At 46.6% G+C, this 17,709-nt stretch carries 12 protein-coding genes and 1 pseudogene; 9 read left to right on the top strand and 4 right to left on the bottom strand.

Features of this window, described 5'->3' with window-relative positions; translation table 11 throughout:
• The first annotated feature begins 5 nt into the window (after positions 1–5).
• The 4 genes from RIG66_RS15090 (at position 6) to RIG66_RS15075 (ending at position 5,534) form a co-directional block, all read left to right on the top strand.
• Positions 6–2,981 carry a hypothetical protein gene (locus tag RIG66_RS15090; RefSeq protein WP_446379341.1) on the top strand — a complete coding sequence of 992 codons (2,976 nt, stop codon included), beginning with the start codon at positions 6–8 and terminating at the stop codon, positions 2,979–2,981.
• 252 nt (positions 2,982–3,233) lie between these two features.
• Complete coding sequence (locus RIG66_RS15085; RefSeq protein ID WP_446379339.1) at positions 3,234–3,761, top strand: 2'-5' RNA ligase family protein; 528 nt, start codon at positions 3,234–3,236, stop codon at positions 3,759–3,761.
• Entirely contained in the window at positions 3,739–3,867 is a 129-nt protein-coding gene (locus tag RIG66_RS15080) for a hypothetical protein (RefSeq protein ID WP_446379337.1), read from the top strand. The genes RIG66_RS15085 and RIG66_RS15080 overlap by 23 nt, the downstream gene beginning before the upstream one ends.
• Before the next feature lie 296 nt (positions 3,868–4,163).
• Positions 4,164–5,534, top strand: coding sequence for a tetratricopeptide repeat protein (locus tag RIG66_RS15075; protein WP_446379335.1), 1,371 nt, complete (start codon positions 4,164–4,166; stop codon positions 5,532–5,534).
• A gap of 242 nt (positions 5,535–5,776) precedes the next feature.
• Here RIG66_RS15075 and RIG66_RS15070 read toward each other — a convergent pair whose 3' ends face one another.
• From RIG66_RS15070 to RIG66_RS15060, 3 genes are all read right to left on the bottom strand, one after another.
• A complete protein-coding gene (locus RIG66_RS15070) occupies positions 5,777–6,454 on the bottom strand; it encodes a Uma2 family endonuclease (protein WP_446379333.1) in 678 nt (225 codons plus the stop codon).
• A gap of 414 nt (positions 6,455–6,868) precedes the next feature.
• Positions 6,869–7,798, bottom strand: coding sequence for a glycosyltransferase family 2 protein (locus RIG66_RS15065; protein ID WP_446379331.1), 930 nt, complete (start codon positions 7,796–7,798; stop codon positions 6,869–6,871).
• 160 nt (positions 7,799–7,958) lie between these two features.
• Positions 7,959–8,609 carry a PEP-CTERM sorting domain-containing protein gene (locus tag RIG66_RS15060; protein WP_446379329.1) on the bottom strand — a complete coding sequence of 217 codons (651 nt, stop codon included), beginning with the start codon at positions 8,607–8,609 and terminating at the stop codon, positions 7,959–7,961.
• A 692-nt stretch (positions 8,610–9,301) separates the two neighbouring features.
• Between RIG66_RS15060 and RIG66_RS15055 the strand changes: the two genes are divergently transcribed.
• The 3 genes from RIG66_RS15055 to RIG66_RS15045 all read left to right on the top strand — a co-directional run bounded on the left by RIG66_RS15055 (position 9,302) and on the right by RIG66_RS15045 (position 13,749).
• Positions 9,302–11,440, top strand: a complete 2,139-nt coding sequence (locus RIG66_RS15055) for a SpoIIE family protein phosphatase (RefSeq protein ID WP_446379327.1) — start codon at positions 9,302–9,304, stop codon at positions 11,438–11,440.
• A 552-nt stretch (positions 11,441–11,992) separates the two neighbouring features.
• Positions 11,993–12,673 (top strand): PEP-CTERM sorting domain-containing protein, encoded by a 681-nt coding sequence (locus tag RIG66_RS15050; protein WP_446379325.1) that lies wholly within the window; start codon positions 11,993–11,995, stop codon positions 12,671–12,673.
• A gap of 488 nt (positions 12,674–13,161) precedes the next feature.
• Complete coding sequence (locus RIG66_RS15045) at positions 13,162–13,749, top strand: hypothetical protein (RefSeq protein WP_446379323.1); 588 nt, start codon at positions 13,162–13,164, stop codon at positions 13,747–13,749.
• Between the two features lie 98 nt (positions 13,750–13,847).
• Here the strand turns inward: RIG66_RS15045 and RIG66_RS15040 are convergent.
• A pseudogene (locus RIG66_RS15040) lies at positions 13,848–13,949 on the bottom strand (hypothetical protein); the annotation flags it as partial.
• A gap of 108 nt (positions 13,950–14,057) precedes the next feature.
• On the opposite strand from RIG66_RS15040, the gene RIG66_RS15035 reads away from it, so the two are divergent.
• Complete coding sequence (locus tag RIG66_RS15035; protein ID WP_446379321.1) at positions 14,058–14,741, top strand: Uma2 family endonuclease; 684 nt, start codon at positions 14,058–14,060, stop codon at positions 14,739–14,741.
• A 112-nt stretch (positions 14,742–14,853) separates the two neighbouring features.
• Positions 14,854–17,481 carry an ATP-dependent chaperone ClpB gene (gene clpB, locus RIG66_RS15030; protein WP_446379319.1) on the top strand — a complete coding sequence of 876 codons (2,628 nt, stop codon included), beginning with the start codon at positions 14,854–14,856 and terminating at the stop codon, positions 17,479–17,481.
• Positions 17,482–17,709 lie beyond the last annotated feature (228 nt).

Below are 17,709 nucleotides of genomic sequence, written 5' to 3'. Positions count from 1 at the left end.
CGATTATGGACTATTGGGAATTTCTACTCCAAAAAGAGGGCGATCTCACTTGGTTACCGATCAAATCCCCTAAGCTTGACTTGGATGTGGGTCGATACCGGGTAGTGGCTCATTCGAGTCGCGCTAATACCGATGTGGAAATTTGCGTGACGCATACCGATACGAATGAAACACCACCCAAGCGACGGTATCAAAAGCGATCGCGCCGTACTAACCCTGATGGGTTAATGGTGATTATTCCCTTTACCTATCTTAAGCCCGGTCTGTGGGAGTTGCGCTGCTGTGGCGATATTATGTCCGATTTTCTGGGCAATTCTTGGCAGGAAACGGTACATTTATCGGTTGTACCTAAGGTGAGTGAGGTTTTCAATCAGGCAGAAGGACATGAGATCACTCCGGAAACGGTAAATAATGACTCCGCGCATCCAGAGGAACTTGACCCCCCATTGATCACATCCCTCCATAGCCCAGAGTCCCTCCATAGCCCAGAGACAGAAGAGGTTCTCTCCACACAAGAGCAACCTGCGATCGCGGATAATGATTCACTCGACTCATCTCACCCTGTCCCCCAATCAACCCAATCCCCCCCTCCAACTGAGTTACCGACTCTAAGTGAGACAATCACATTACCCCAACCTCATACTCCCTCTCAAACCCCTATAGCGGCGACAGAAACCGCTCAAACAGATACAGAACACTCTATTTCCCACCCCACAAATGGCAAAATCGGCGATAGAGAGGAAACGACACCCTCAGAAACAAAAGCCACCTCTCCCCCACCGGAAGCATTACCTGAGTTAGAGATTCCTGAACCCGATATCCCGATTCAAACCTCTACCTCTTCCCAATCTCCTATCTCCAATCCCATCTTGGATCAATCCCTGCAAGTGCTAGAGCAAGTGTTGCAACAAGTACTTGATCCGGTAATCAAAGAATTTGAAGCGTCTGAGTCCTCAGAATTGCCTATTCCCATCTCCCCAGAATCCGAATTTTCTCCAGAAGAAGATACGTCATGGCAAGGATTAATCTTAACCCTAGAGGAGGAAGCTTTAGTCACACAACGGGGAGAATCTCTAACTGTAGCCGGACAGGTGGATCAGTTAAAGGTGCATCCGCTAGACCCTAGGGAAACTGTCCTAAGTGAGACGAATCAGTTTCAGGGCATCCTACACTATGAATTACGTCATCCGCAAACCGGAGAGGTTGTCGTGGATGTACAAACACCCATCGCCGCATCCGCCTTTCCTGTCACTTTTAGCCAGACGCTAGAGATTCCCTCAGACAGCAAAACCTGTTTATTACTAGGGAAAGTTAACCTGTCCGAATCAACGGGGACAGCATTAGCCAGTCAACCGTTTACAGTCACGGTAGATTTAGATGAATTGTTGGTTGCGGTTCAATCGGGAAATTGGACAAAATCGGAAGACACAACTCCTGGGGTTTCTATCCCACAACCCCAGTCACAGTCAATTGCTCTGAATCAGATATTTCTTGATTTGGTGGATAATCCGAACAACCGTAAGCCTTTAATCTACCAACCCTCATCCGATCAACCTTTACCCCCACAGCTTTATCAACCCCAATCCCAGCCCGGATTAACCAAATCCCTGGATTTGCCTACCTTTTCTCAGCCCAAACCAACCTCAGGGAAAGAATCGGAATTCCTTGATCAAATCCAGCCAGAAACAGAAGCGCGATCGCAAGCTGTTGAACCCACTGATAAACAGACAACCGAAACCACGCCTTCAGCACCCAACGATACAACAGAAGACTTCGTAATCGACTCATCTGTCACCGAATCTCTAGTGCAGGAAACAGGTGAGGGGGAAACCAACGAGACTATCTCTGTTCCTCACACGGCGGTCACTGAAGCCTCTATGCAGGCGGAAACCGGAACTGAGTCCGCTGAACCCTCAGATGAAACACCCCCCCTAGAGGACAATCTCGCCGCCTTAGCAGAAACATCTGAACAGGCTTCTACAGAGTCCACCGAGATATCCGATGTCTGGACATCAACACCAGAGGCGGAACCCGAATCCTCCCAGGGAGAAGAGATAGCGAATCCAGACTTATCCGAGTGGAAAACAGCCGCGATGTCAACTGCTGCACCCATCGATCAAGATCCGATCGCGGTTGATCGCGCTTTCACTGAACTCAACCTGAATGAGCGATTCTGGGGGCGTTTGAATGCGTTAATGACGGATACGGATTTAGCCGAATGGCTGAAAGTGGAGTTACCCCCTAGTGAGGAGTTGGTTGAGTTGGAAGGGGAACTATCCGAGCCAGAGGTTGATCCATTATTTGCTCAACCCAAAGAAATTCCGCCATCCTCTGATGATGAAGATCAAGAATTAAATGGCTTTGATGAATCGATGTGGGATGAAGACACCGAGGAAGTGGGGAGTCTAAATCATGAGGAAATCCCGAAACTCGAACCCCCTATCCAACCCGATCATCCTCCTTTGAATCGTGAGGAATTATTGGAGCGAGAAATTGTGGTTGAAGATGAACCCCCGACTACCGAATCCTCAGCGTCTGGGCTAGTTGGTTCAAGAACCGTTGAGACAGAAACAGGAGCGCGATCGCACCTGAGAACGTCTGACATGGCTCAACTCGACTTAGGAACACCCTTACCCACACCAGAACTATTCATCCCGACTCAGGAACTAGCGGCTGGGGAACCTGTACTGGTAAAGATTAAATTGAACCCTCATTCGGCTCGCTTAGGCGTTAAATTATGGGTTCAAGATCGTCAAAGTCGCTCCCTACTTGATGGACCCCGTTGGTTAATGGATTTAAGCCCAAATAAATCGGGGGAATTAGAAGCCTTAACCCAGTTAGTTGTACCTTTTGGTACAGTGGAAATTCGGTTTGAAGCAATTACTGTCGATTTAGACAGTGAACGGGAAAGTCATAAAGTTTCGGTTGATCGGGTTGTCGTTCCACCGGACTTGTCAGATTTCTCTGAGGATGAGTTCTGAATTTACCCATACGATCATCAGTTACTTGTAGGGGCGGGTTTAGGGATAAAATGAGGAAACCCATCTTAAATTAAACAACGAAACCCGCCCTAATCCTAACTGTCATCGTCGCTATTCTGTAAATTTGGGATTTAGGTGATCAGTTGAGTGTGAGGGGGAGGAAGGGCGGGTTTTGTAGAAACGTTATTAATTTCTGGGTTAATTATTTCCCTAAACCCGCCCCTACATGGGATATACAGTCCTAGATACCAAATGAATACTAAAATATCGTTCTGGCTGATACCATCAGCAGCTTATCAACCCTTTTTTCAAGAGATGATTAACTCTCTAGCTCAAGCCCATAATGCGCCCAGGTTTGAGCCTCACGTCACTATCTATTCGGAAAACTATACGGCTGATGAATCGGTTGATGAATTAATCGAAACAGCCGCAAAGAATGTTTCTGGGTTTATGCTGGATATCGATCAGGTTGGCTATACCGATCTATACACCAAGACATTATTTGTGCAGTTTCACTCATCGGCAATTCTAACTCAGATTTCCGAAACCTTACGCCATAACTCGGCTAAACCCTCTAATTATGTTCTCAATCCCCATTTAAGTTTGCTGTACCAGCATCTTGATCAAACTGTTCAAAAAAAATTAGCCACAGAGTTAGTTATTCCCTACACTCAGGTTTTCTTTGATGAAGTGAGAGCCATTTCCACACCAGAACCTGTTCGGAGTGGGGAAGATGTGGAAAAATGGCAAACGCTCAGTGTCAGGAAATTGGCACCGTGAGAGTGGAGCAGAGGGAGCAGGGGGAGCAGGGGAAGCAGAGGGAGCAGGGGAAGCAGGGGAAGCAGAGGAAGCAGAGGGAGCAGAGGGAAAAGAGGCGTTCCGATAAAACATCTTTTGTAGGGGCGGGTTTTACTACTAACATTTCGTTTTCACCCTGATGTAACTAAACCCGCCCCAACCTAACCGTTCAATTATTGCAAATGACGTAGCTTGCTTCTCGCGATAGCGAGTATGACAAATGACGAATGACAAATGACAAATGACAAATGACAAATGACATAAGACAAATGACATAAGACAAATGACAAATCCGGATGAAGCGATCGCACCTGCGAAACAAGAAGAGGAGAACTTGTTCGGTTAACGGACATGACTAGCGACAAGCATCAGCAGGATGAGACTATGGTTGTATCAGGGAATTCTAAACTATCCGAGAATCCCTCAGCAGGGATGGAGGATGTGCAATCTGACGCCGATACCTGGTTGAGTCAGGGAATTGCGTCGTTTCAGCAAGGGGACTATCGCCGTGCGATCGCGGCGTTGAATCAAGCCTTGCAGATTAATCCCGATTTGGCGCAGGCTTACCATTATCGGGGAATGAGTCATTATTGTCAGGGAGACGCTTTGGGGGCGATCGGGGATTTTGATGAAGTGTTACGGCTTGATCCTCAAAATGCCCAAGCTTATAGCGATCGCGGTTTGATTCTAGCGACGCTTAATGATCGCTGGGGTGCGATGCAGGATTATAATCAAGCCTTGCAAATTGATCCGAATTATGCTAAAAGTTATCTGAATCGTAGTATGCTGCGGTTGGCATTAGAAGACTATGATGGCGCGATCGCGGATTGTGATCAAGTGATTCGGATGAATCCGAACTTAGCCGAAGGGTATCTGAATCGAGGGATTGCCCGGTTTGAACTAGAAGCCTATCAAGATGCTATTGCAGATTGCGATCGCGCTTTAGCGATTAATTCAAATCTGGCGGCGGCTTATTTTAACCGGGGGATGAATCAAATCGCTTTGGGAGCGTATCAGGAAGCGATTGGGGATTTTGATCATGTCTTAGAATTGAATCCCAATGATGCTCAAGCGTATCTGAATCGCGGTTATGTGCGGTTGCAATTGGGAGAAAATTGGTCAAGTATTGAGGATTTTGACCAAGCCATGCGCCTAGAACCCGTGGCGGCGAAGGCATTTTTCCAACAGATTGCTGATACATTGAATGAAGAACCCGACGCCGTTGAGGATGATGACTCGAAGCTGATTAACGGGTTAATGGTTCGAGGGAATTTACGCTATCAATTAGGCGATTATCAAGCGGCGCTGAATGCCTATAATCAGGTATTGAATCTCGATCCTAATTATACAGAGGCTTATAACCAACGCAGTACCGTGCGTTCAGCGATGGGGGATTACCAAGGTGCGATCGCGGATTTGGACAGGGTGAAAACGCTCTCTCTGGCGACTCCGTTATCCCCAGAACCTGTATCCGTGGCGACGGATGAACCAACGCCTCAAGAGTACCATAAGATCGGCGTACAAAAGTTGAATCAGGAAGACTTCCAAGGCGCTATTGAAGCGTTTAATTATGTCTTACAGGATAATCCAAATAATGCCACGGCGTTAACCTGTCGGGGATTTGCTTATCGTCGTCTGGGAGATAAACCACGAGCAATTGCCGATTTTCAGAAAGCGGCGAAGGTGTTTTATGAGCAAGGGGATATGAAGTCATCTCAGGAAGTGATCAAGACACTGAAAAAATTGCGGCAATAATGATTAAACCCGCCCCGACACAATGATGGGTGAGACACCAATGATGAAGGGCGGGTTTTGCACAAAAGTTAGCGGTGTTGATTCAACGTTTATCCCTAAACCCGCCCCTACACGATGGTTATGGCGAGGAATTTAATGAAATGAACAACACGATTCCACTCAATTGAATCGGGTCGCCCTCAGCTTAATCATTTAGAAATGATCCTGGGCGCAAGCCTTGCGCCCCTACAGAATCGCTACGCTTATGGATTTAAACGCTGGACAAATGCCTGATGTTCGGCTGTCTGGATTCCCTGCTGCAACACTGCCAAAACCTCAGCTAAATTCCCCTCGCGCAACGCATTTACCGCTAACCATAATCCCGGAAAAACACGAGATTTAATAATCCCCGCTGCATCGGGTTCTACGGAAACATATCGTCCTTCTTCTAAGCAAAACCAATCAATACGATTTTCGTAACTTTGCCACACAATATATTCTTGCACACCATTGCGACGATAGGCATTCAATTTATCATTTAAATCATAAGAAGCACTCGAAGCCGCTACTTCTACAATTAACTCCGGTGCGCCTTCAATATAATCATCCTCAGTAATTCGAGAATTTCCGCCTACCTCCGGTTCAATTCGCAGTAAAGCATCGGGTTGAGGTTCGTTATCGGCATCCAGACGGACTGTAGTATTATCAGCCAGATATGCACCCGGAGTTTCTGACTCGTACACTAACAACCAACCGATAATTTGAGCATGGGGTTTACCGTGACGGTTGGCGCGAACGGGTGAAGCCACGTAAACCACTCCTTCAATTAATTCGGCTTTTTTATTGTCTGGCATTTGCTGATAGCGACGCTCAAATTCGATGCGAGTGAGGCGATCGCCACTTTCTAGGGGAGGAGGAGAAATGGTGGGACTGATTGACATCTGGCACTCTCTAACTGTAATCGCTAATGATTACGTTCATTTTAGCGTTGAGTGATGACGGTTATAAATCATCTTTGGCATAAGAGTGAGGGGTGAGATGCCCAGGATTAAGGGCGGGTTTTGAACATAGGTTAGCGGTGTTGATTCAAGATTTATGCCTAAACCCGCCCCTACACGATGGTTATGGCGAGGGATTCAAATAGGATAAAGGAACGAACTGTAGGGGCGACCCGCTTGCATCAATGGACAACACTATTCCACTCAATTGGATCGGGTCGCCCTCAGCTTAATAGCGTAGCTGGAAACGATTTTGGGCGCAAGTCTTTGCGCCCCTACATTATTACTCCTGTGGATTTCAACCCTCTGTTAAGGGAAAATTTGGCGATTAGGTCGGCTTGCAAGCCCTATTGATCCTTAGCGACTGAGTGTAGCTGAAAATTTTTGACCTGACACTTGCTTGTCATCGACGCGATCGCATACTTCCTGTGTCGGTGTAACCCTTACCAATTCTACACTCCTGCCTGCTGACTTTTGACCTTGTTTAAGTTCCCCAACTTTGAGCAAAATCAGATACTCATAAAATGCTTGCAACGTACACCAAGTAAACCCAGCCTTGCCATCTAAACATCCCCCCAGCAAGAAATACATATAGAACCAGCGCAGCAGGGGACGACAGGGTAAACGTAACGATAAATCTTTTAAGGCGCGGCGGCGTTGAACTTCGGTGCGTCCCCAGAATAAATCAGACCAATTGATCGGGTGATGGTTTAATTGATAAAGGGTTTCTTTGGCTTCATCTGTTGAGTAACGATTGTGCTTCTCTATCCAGCGACTAAAGCCTTTGGAACAGGTGTAGTGGGGATAGGTTTCCGTTAAAAATCCGGTGATGCCGTTACAAACTTCCCGTTCCGTATGACCATAGTCCGTAAACCAAACCTGGTGTTTATCGAACAAGCGCAACTGATAACGGGGATATTGGGTACTGTGACGAATCCAGTGATTCATAAACATGACTCGTTCCGCCGCATAATATCCAACGGGTTCTGAATTCCTAATCGCTGCTAAACATTCAGCAAATAGTGCAGGTGTCATCCGTTCATCTGCTTCCAGGATGTAAACCCAGTCGTATTTTGTGGGGACATGGCGTAACATCCAAGTGCGTTGTTTGCCGTGGGATTCAAAGGGATGCTGGATAATCCGGACAGGATAGCCTTGGGCGATTTCTACTGTCGCGTCGCTGCTATAGGAATCGACAACAATCACATCATCGGATAGACTGGCTGACTCGATACAAGCAGCGATATCGATTTCTTCGTTGTGGGTGAGGATGAATATAGAAAACATTACCAACTTTTAAGCACGTTTTTCAAACACAAGTCAAACGGAACGGTTAAAAATTTTGTGACATAAAGCCCCACCAGGTCAGGGATTGAGTAACCCGTGGGGCTATACTATTGATCAATTAAGCGAAATCTAGCAAGCTTTGAGGAAAAAGACCCATTTTCTAGCTTGAGGCTTGCTTTTTCTTGAGAGCTGAAGTGGCACCCAAAGCACCAACTGTGAGTAAACCTAAGATAGAAGCAGGTTCGGGAACACTCTTTTGAGTTGCCACTAACTCACCACCAATGTCTAGAGTTTCACAATCTGAAGGTAACGCATTAGTCCCTGCACCACACCCCATTGGTGTGAGATTGTTATCCAGAATAATCGTACCGACTGATGGGAATCCTTCATCACCATCAGACGTGTAGAAATCAATACCTAAGTCACCGTTATCAAAATCAGTCCCTAAATCAAATCCGTCTGACGTATCAAAGCTACCTAGTTGCAGGATATTTCCTGTGGCTGAATCAAAGTTGAAATTGAATTCACCTGAGGTATCTGGAGCGGGGAAATCATAGTCAAAAGTAGCTAGCTCCATCCCAGCCGGATCAAGGAAGGAAATCATGAAATCATCTAGTTCAGTTGCCGTGACTAATCCGCCTAGAAAACTGTCATCAAAGCTGAACATCCCCTCAGCCGTGAAGCCACTATCCCCTGTCCAGGAAAGGTTGTAGGAAGCGGCTTCTGCTTTAGGCGCGTCAACGGCAATGGCTACGGATAAAGCAGCACTTGTGGCAACAGTCGCAGCAATTTTGGTAACGATGCTTTTCATAATCGGAATCTCTCTAGTTAACACAGTAGAAACAGTGCGTTGTCAAACTCGGCTGTTGACCTTATTCGTTGCTTTTCTTCAAGGTACACAATTCAACAGAATTCACAAATAGATAAAAGTTCGTTAAAATTCGTTAAAGTTCGTACTTTAACGACGCTTCATCAAAACTTTATACAGTTTTATGCCTTTTTTTTAGCGAGTTCAAATGATTTGTGAACAAAAATGATACTGAAAGCCTTGTTCTATCAGCATCGCTATTTCACAACTCATTTATACAGCCGATCAATTGTCAACGTTTAATAGTTTAAAGTTTCTGTAAAGTTTCGGAATATCTCTTGACAAAAAAAGGGGGGGAACAAAGCATAGAGTTAATCGCGGCAATCAATTAACCTGTAAACTGTTCCTTCTATCAGTTCAGCTTTTTTTAGAGCGATCGCCTCATACATTGGTTAAGGTGCGTTACGCTACGCTAACACACCCTACGGAACGGATATAGCCTTGGCGTAAGTCTTCACTGTAATTGCTAACGGTTGCGTTTATTTTAGCGTTTGGCATTGTCTGAACTTGACGCCAATCAGGGTGTCATTTATACAGCCGATAAAATGCTGTCTGTATTTCCTAGTGCAACACTGTCAAAACTTTAGTTTCAAGACAAATTGTATACAAGAATTCCCCATAAATGTGATACCGTTATGGATTTATCTGGGCAAACCCATTTCCCTGTGTTCAAAGTCCAGTTATTTACCATGAAACATCGCTCAACACCGCTCCTTTTCGTTCTTGTTGCTCCCTTTGTGCTACAACTTGCTGCCGCTGTGGGCATTGTTGGCTTTTTCTCGTTCCAAACTGGCAGAGCCGCTGTCGATGATCTCGCCAGTCAACTCCGCAGCGAAGTGACTAACCGCATTCAACAAAAACTCACCAACTATCTCAATTCTCCCGCTCTGGTCAACCAACTCAATGCCGAAGCATTTACCCTGGGTGAAGTGGACAGCGCCGCGCCGGATTCAGTTCTGCAACACTTTCACCGCAAGATCCAGCTTTTCCCGGCTGCCAACTACATTTCTTTCGGGAGCGCCACGGGCGATTATCTGTCTATCGATCGCCTAGAAGAGAACGACACCCTGCGTGTCGTCGTCGCTAATGCGAATACAGGCGGCGATATGCATATCTATGCCACCGATACCGCAGGCAATCCCACCCAGCGCGTCGAGGTTATTCCCAACTATGATCCGCGTATCCGACCCTGGTACCGCGTTGCGGCGAATAGTCGCGCCCCTGCTTGGAGTGAGGTTCACACCTACTTCACCGACTCGATGCTGGCGATCAACTATAGCCAGCCATTGTACCAGGATGGCAACTTGCTGGGCGTACTCACCAATAACCTCGGCTTGGCTGAAGTTGGCGACTTCTTGCGCGAGATCAAGATTAGCGATCGCGGTCAAACCTTCATTGTGGAACGATCCGGTCAAGTTATTGCTAGTTCGAGCTTGCCGAAACCCTTCCGTGTTGTCAATGGCGAGGTCAAGCGTGTATCTGCCGCAGATAGCGACGATTCCCTGCTGGGCGCCACTTTCGCCCAGTTGCAGCACGAGTTTGGCAATCTTAAGGGTATCCGCACCGCGCACCAGTTGAACTTTACCGCTGCGGGTCAGCGACAGTTTGTGCAAGTCACCCCCCTCGTCAGTTACCCCGAACTCGATTGGCTAATCGTGGTAACCATCCCGGAAGCTGACTTCATGGCGCAAATCTACGCCAATACTCGTAATACAATCTGGCTGACAGTGGCTGCATTGGGAATCGCGATCGGTCTTGGAGTTCTGACTGCCCATTGGCTCACACGCCCGATGCTTAAAGTCATAGCAGCGTCGGAAGAAATGGCTCAGGGTGATCTAGATCAACAGGTGGATCAGAGCAGTCGCATCACTGAACTAGAGACTCTGGCTCATTCCTTTAACAGCATGGCAGGACAGCTCAAAGAATCCTTTGAAACCCTCGAAGATAAGGTTGAAGAACGCACAGCGGAGTTAGCGAGTGCCAACGAACAAATTACTGCCCTCAATGAAAAACTGAAAGCTGAGAACCTGCGTATGTCAGCAGAACTCGACGTGGCTCGTCAGATTCAGGACATGATCTTGCCGACAATTGCAGAATTAGAAAACGTCGAGGGGCTGGAGATTGTGGGCTATATGGATGCCGCTGATGAAGTTGGTGGTGATTACTATGACGTGCTACAGACGAATGGTGTGGTCACCATCGGCATTGGTGACGTGACCGGACATGGCTTGGAAAGTGGTCTATTGATGCTGATGACTCAAACAGCCGTGCGAACTCTGCAAGAACTCCGGGAATATGACTCAGTGAGATTCTTAGACACGCTCAACCGCACTATCTACCACAATGTAGAACGGATGAATTCTGACAAAAACCTGACCCTGACGATTCTCAACTATTCTGAAGGTCGGGTTAGCATCAGCGGTCAGCATGAAGAAACCCTGATCGTGCGGGCTGATAGTACAGTAGAACGCATTGACACGATAGATTTAGGGATGCCTATTGGTCTCGACGATAATATTACTGAATTTATTAACCATACGATTGTCGAACTTCAGCCAGGGGATGGTGTGGTACTCTACACCGATGGCATTCCAGAAGCCTACAACATTCACGAAAAGCAGTACGGTATGGCTCGGCTGTGTGAGGTAATCAGTCAGAGTTGGTCGAAGTCTGCCGAGGAGATCAAGCAAGCCATTATTGACGATGTACACCACTTTATTGGTAAGCAAAAGGTATTTGATGACATTACGCTGCTGGTCATTAAGCAGAGATAACCTTTTTCTCTATCCTTATTTTTTTATTTATTTCCTTAATACCTAGTGAGCCAAAATTGCTCGCTCCCCCCATACCCCACACCCCATACCCCATACCCCACACCCAGTATTCTCTTGTGGGTAATGTGGCTTAGATCGCGCTCTGGATCAAATATAAGTTATGGAGGAGATGCCCAGGATTAAGGGCGGGTTTTGAACATAGGTTAGCGGTGTTGATTCAAGGTTTAACCCTAAACCCGCCCCTACACGATGGCGATGGCGATGAAAATTTATTATTTTAGCCCTGTTCCTTCATCACAACTTTATAAAACGAGTTAAACAATTTCCCGTTAGTTCAAATGATTTGTGAACAGAAATGACCCTGAAACCCTTATTCTCTCAGGATTGCCATTTCACAATTCATTTATACGCCTGATGAATTTTTAAGTTTCAATTATTTTAAGTTTCTGTAAAGTTTCAAAATACATCTTGACACCATCGGGGGGGGTAATTCATGATTTATTTATTGAAGCAAATTAACTGCTCAAGCAAACGACATCATCTAATTAAACCATGCTGAAATCACTATCTCTCGTTACCGTTGGCGCTACAGTTATGGCACTGGGAGCGATTACTCAAGCCGAAGCCACTTCAATTGTTCAACCTCAATCGGCTTCAACAGATATGGGAGAAAACTTTCCTTTAGTTCATAGTATTGACCAATCTGGATTGTCCGTTGGGTATACCACTGGTGTGACCGACTTTGATACTTATTTGTCAGGAAATCCCACACACACTTCTGCACGAGGAACAGATTGGGTTTCTTTAGATCCCACTGGATCGGTGACATTCGATTTTGGCAATGTTCTCAACCTGGAAGGGATGGCGTTATGGAATTTTTCAGCAAATCCCCCTTTTGGCGTATCAGACTTCGAGTTATTGGCTTCTTCTACTGGAAATGCTGGCAGTTTCATGAGTTTAGGTTCTTTTAATGCTAATACACAGTCTCAACCCAGCTCTGCCCAGGTATTCAATTTTAATCCCACCGCCGCCCAATTTATCCAGATGGATATTCTGAGTAATCATGGTGCTTCTAGGACAGGAATTGGCGAAGTTGCGTTTAAGACGGCTGACGTTACGCCTGAACCTGTTCCTGAACCTATGACTCTGTTCGGTTCTGCGACGGCTCTAGGCTTTGGTGCGTTAGTCAATAGAAAGAATGCTAAAAAGCAGAAGAATAAAGACAATAATTAACTGAGAGGGTATTGAGCGACTCAATTAATATATCCTGGTTATCTGTCTCTCTGAAAAGGGAGACTTTTGTCTTGTTTGATTCCCGATGATGAGTGAACGGTAAACAATGCGGAGCATAATATATTTAATCGGGTAAATAAGAATTCCATCCAGAAACCGTAGGGGCGCACCGACGTGCGCCCTTTGCTAACCTGCGCCCTTTGCCGACGTGCGCCCTTTACTGACGTGCGCCCTTTCCCAATGTGCGCCTGATTGAATCATCAAATCTATTACCCAATTTTAGGTAGGGGTAGGGCGGGTTTTGCAGCAACGCTAGCGGTGTCGCATCCAACGTTTATCCCTAAACCCGCCCCTACATTATGCCTACATGACGTTTCAGGAGGGTTGGCACTTGTAGGGGTACGGCATTGCCGTACCTTTGCTGTGAAATAAAATAGAGTACAGCCAAAGCTTGGAGTAGTATATTGGTGAGTGAAGGAGTAGGTTTAATGACCGATAAGCCCACATCTTACGAACAGTTTACCCTGCCAATTGTACAGGAAATGTTCGAGTTAGTGTTAGATGAACGAACTAATTGGACAGCCAACCTAGAACCCGTCGAACCCAGCCCTCGATTAGTTCAGGACTTGGAAGATAATGTACTGCTGGCATTAGCCACCAATACTGAAAAAGCGAGGTCAGAACTGATTATCACTCCCATCCTGAACGAATTGCGTCGGAGAAAGAATGTTGTCGTATTTTCGGGTAAAACCTTCAACGTCAACGAAGAGTTGGGCTTAAAGGGACGCTGCGATTTTATTGTCACTGCATCGGAGGAATTCTATTACATCAAGGCTCCGATTTTGACGATTGTCGAAGCCAAAAATGAGAGTATTGTTGCTGGGTTAGGACAATGCCTTGCCACAATGATTGCCGCCCAGATATTCAACCAGAGTGACGTGATGTATGGTGCAGTGACAACGGGCGATCGCTGGAAATTCTTGCAGATCAATGGCAAAGCTGTCAGTATTTCTCCCGTTGAGTATAACTTGGAAAATTTGGGTAAAATCTTGGCAGTATTGGAGGCAGCAACGTGAAAATCTGGTACTGGTAAGGCACGGCATTGCCGTACCCCTACAATTTTCGTATCATCGCGCTCAATCCAAATCTTTCCTTCTTTAATTTCTACATAGATAATACAACCAAAGACGCGACTCAACCCTTCCCAACCGATAGGCAAAACTTGATAGCGATCGCGCTCAGCAAGATCCCCGACAACTCCTACGAAGTCGGGCATCTGTCGGTGTACCTCACTAACTACCAAAAGCGCTGTAAATTTCTCACTCGACGCTAATCGACGCTAAAATAAACGTAACCGTTAGCAATTACAGTTAGAGCGTGCCAGATGTCAATTAGTCCCACCGTTTCTATCCCTCCCCTAGAAAATGGCGATCGCCTCACTCGCATCGAATTTGAGCGTCGCTATCAGCTAATGCCCGACAACAAAAAAGCCGAATTAATTGAAGGAGTAGTTTACGTGGCTTCACCTGTTCGCGCTAACCGTCACGGTAGACCCCATAGTGAAATTATCGGTTTGTTATTGGTTTACAGAATACAAACACCAGGGGTTTATCTTACTGATAATACTACAGTCCGTCTGGATGCCGATAATGAACCTCAACCTGATGCCTTACTCCGAATTGAACCGGAAGTCGGAGGAAATTCTCGGATTACTCAGGATGATTATATTGAAGGCGCACCGGAGTTAATTGTAGAAGTAGCGGCATCGAGTGCCTCTTATGATTTAAATGATAAACTGAATGCCTATCGTCGCAATGGTGTTCAAGAGTATATTGTCTGGCAAAGTTATGAAAATCGTATTGATTGGTTTCGCTTAGAAGAGGGAAGATATGTTTCCTTAGAACCTGATGAAGTCGGGATTATTCGCTCTAATGTTTTTCCGGGATTATGGCTAGCAGTGAATGCGTTACGTGAGGGAAATTTAGCTGAAGTTTTGGCAGTGTTGCAGCAGGGAATACAGACAGCAGAACATCAGGAGTATGTCCAGCGTTTAAATCCGCAAGCATAGCGATTCTGTCGTGAAATACGCCGTAAAAAAGCCGTGAACACCGATCCAGCCATCTCCACCCGCTTTTTACAATGAGGTCAGTTAAACAAATTCTCTACGTTAATGACTGACTATGCAACCCAATAATCCCAATCTGTTTACCGAAAAAGCCTGGGAAGCCCTCGCCCATACCCCAGATGTAGTTAAAGCCGCCCAGCAACAACAAATTGAAAGCGAACATTTGATGAAAGCGCTGCTGGATCAAGAAGGGCTGGCAATTAGCATTCTCAATAAAGCCCAAATCCCAGTACAGCGCATCCGGGAAGCCACCGACGCCTTTATCCAGCGTCAACCCAAGGTGTCTGGGAGTAGTTCCTCGATTTATATGGGGCGTAGCCTGGATACCTTGTTAGATCGGGCTGATGCTTACCGTAAAGAATTTAACGATGACTACATCTCCGTAGAGCATCTGATGTTAGCGTATGTCAAAGACGATCGCTTTGGCAAAAGCCTATTTCAGGAATTTAAACTAGACGAACAAACACTGAGAAATACGATTACCCAGATTCGGGGGAACCAAACTGTGACTGATCAAAATCCAGAAGGCAAATATGAAGCCCTAGAGAAATATGGACGGGATTTAACCGAAGCCGCTAGAGACGGTAAACTAGACCCCGTGATTGGGCGAGATGATGAGATTCGCCGCACGGTACAAATTCTCTCCCGTCGCACTAAAAATAACCCAGTTCTGATTGGGGAACCCGGAGTGGGTAAAACCGCGATCGCAGAAGGATTGGCACAGCGGATTGTCGCTGGCGATGTTCCCCAATCCCTGAAGGATCGCAAATTAATCGCCCTGGATATGGGGGCGTTAATCGCTGGGGCGAAGTTCCGAGGGGAATTTGAAGAACGCCTGAAAGCCGTTCTCAAAGAAGTTACCGACTCCAAGGGACAAATCATCATGTTTATTGATGAAATCCATACCGTCGTTGGTGCAGGGGCGACACAAGGATCGATGGATGCAGGGAATTTACTCAAACCCATGCTAGCTAGAGGGGAGTTGCGCTGTATTGGGGCGACAACCTTAGACGAGTATCGCAAATATTTAGAAAAAGATGCCGCTTTAGAACGGCGTTTCCAACAAGTCTTTGTCGATCAACCCAGTGTCGTCGATACCATCTCGATTCTCAGAGGGTTAAAAGAACGCTACGAAGTTCACCACGGCGTTAAAATCTCCGATAGCGCCTTAGTCGCCGCCGCCACCCTCTCCACCCGGTATATTAGCGATCGCTTTCTCCCGGATAAAGCCATTGATTTAGTCGATGAATCCGCCGCCCGACTGAAAATGGAGATTACCTCCAAACCGGAAGAATTGGATGAAATCGATCGCAAAATCCTACAACTGGAAATGGAGAAACTGTCCTTGCAAAAAGACAGTGATCCAGCCTCCATGGAACGCTTAGATCGCCTAGAACAAGAACTGGCAAACCTCAAAGAAGCACAACGCACCTTAAACGCCCAATGGCAATCCGAAAAAGACGTTCTGGATCGGATTCAAGGGATTAAAGAAGAAATTGATCGCGTCAATATAGAAATCTCTCAAGCCGAACGGGAATACAACCTGAATCGGGCGGCTGAACTCAAATACGGCAAACTCGCCCAGTTACAACAATCCTTACAAGCCTCCGAACACCAGTTAAACGATACCCAAACCAGTGGCAAATCCCTGTTGCGGGAAGAAGTCACCGAGTCCGATATTGCTGAAATTATCTCCAAGTGGACAGGAATTCCGATCAGCAAACTGGTAGAATCCGAGAAAGAGAAACTGCTACAACTCGAAGACGAACTCCATCAACGAGTTGTTGGACAAGAAGAAGCCGTTACTGCGGTAGCCGATGCAATTCAGCGATCGCGTGCAGGATTAGCTGACCCCAATCGTCCCACCGCTAGCTTCATTTTCTTGGGTCCCACGGGTGTCGGTAAAACCGAATTGGCAAAAGCCCTCGCTGCGTATCTATTCGACACCGAAGACGCCTTGGTGCGGATTGATATGTCGGAATACATGGAAAAACACGCCGTCTCTCGCCTGATTGGTGCGCCTCCCGGCTATGTTGGCTACGAAGAGGGGGGTCAGTTAACCGAATCAATTCGGCGACGCCCCTATGCGGTGATTCTCTTCGACGAAATCGAAAAGGCGCATAATGATGTGTTCAATATTATGCTGCAAATCCTCGATGATGGTCGAGTCACCGATGCTCAAGGTCATACGGTAGACTTCAAGAATACCGTAATTATCATGACCAGCAATATTGGGTCACAGTACATTCTCGACTTAGCTGGGGATGACACCCACTATGACGAAATGCGGGGACGGGTAATGGATGCAATGCGAACCAGCTTCCGTCCAGAGTTCTTGAACCGGATTGACGAAGTGATTATCTTCCACGCCCTGCAAAAACACCAGTTACGCCATATCGTGTCCCTACAAACCCAGCTACTGGAAACACGGTTAGCCGAACGGCAAATGTCGCTGAAGCTATCGGAAGAGGCGATCGATTACTTAGCCGAAGTTGGGTATGATCCGGTGTACGGCGCACGTCCCTTGAAGCGGGCGATTCAGCGAGAATTAGAAACCCAATTGGCTAAAGCTATGCTGCGGGGTGAGTTCAGCGACGGTGATACCATATTTGTGGATGTGGAGAACGAACGACTAACATTCAAGCGCTTACCCGCAGAGTTGTTGACCACTCAATCTGGTTAAGCCCTCGACAGCCAGGGAATCTAAGTTTAAGGGGATTTGATTAAGTGACGTGCGATCAAGCGCAGGGTGTAGGGGCTAGTCTCCTCCCCATTGGTGTCAACTTAAGGTGAAAGCTCGGTTGAGCAAGGGTGTCGGGTGTCGGGTGTCGGGTGTCAGGATGGAATTGTCTGTTGGAGGCGAAAAAACCTCACACCTACCACCATTCACCTCACCTATTCATCCACAATG

Source organism: Coleofasciculus sp. E2-BRE-01 (assembly GCF_040221695.1).
GTDB lineage: Bacteria > Cyanobacteriota > Cyanobacteriia > Cyanobacteriales > Coleofasciculaceae > Coleofasciculus.
The sequence above is the reverse complement of the archived record's forward strand: the minus strand, read 5'-3'. Positions and strand labels throughout refer to the sequence as shown.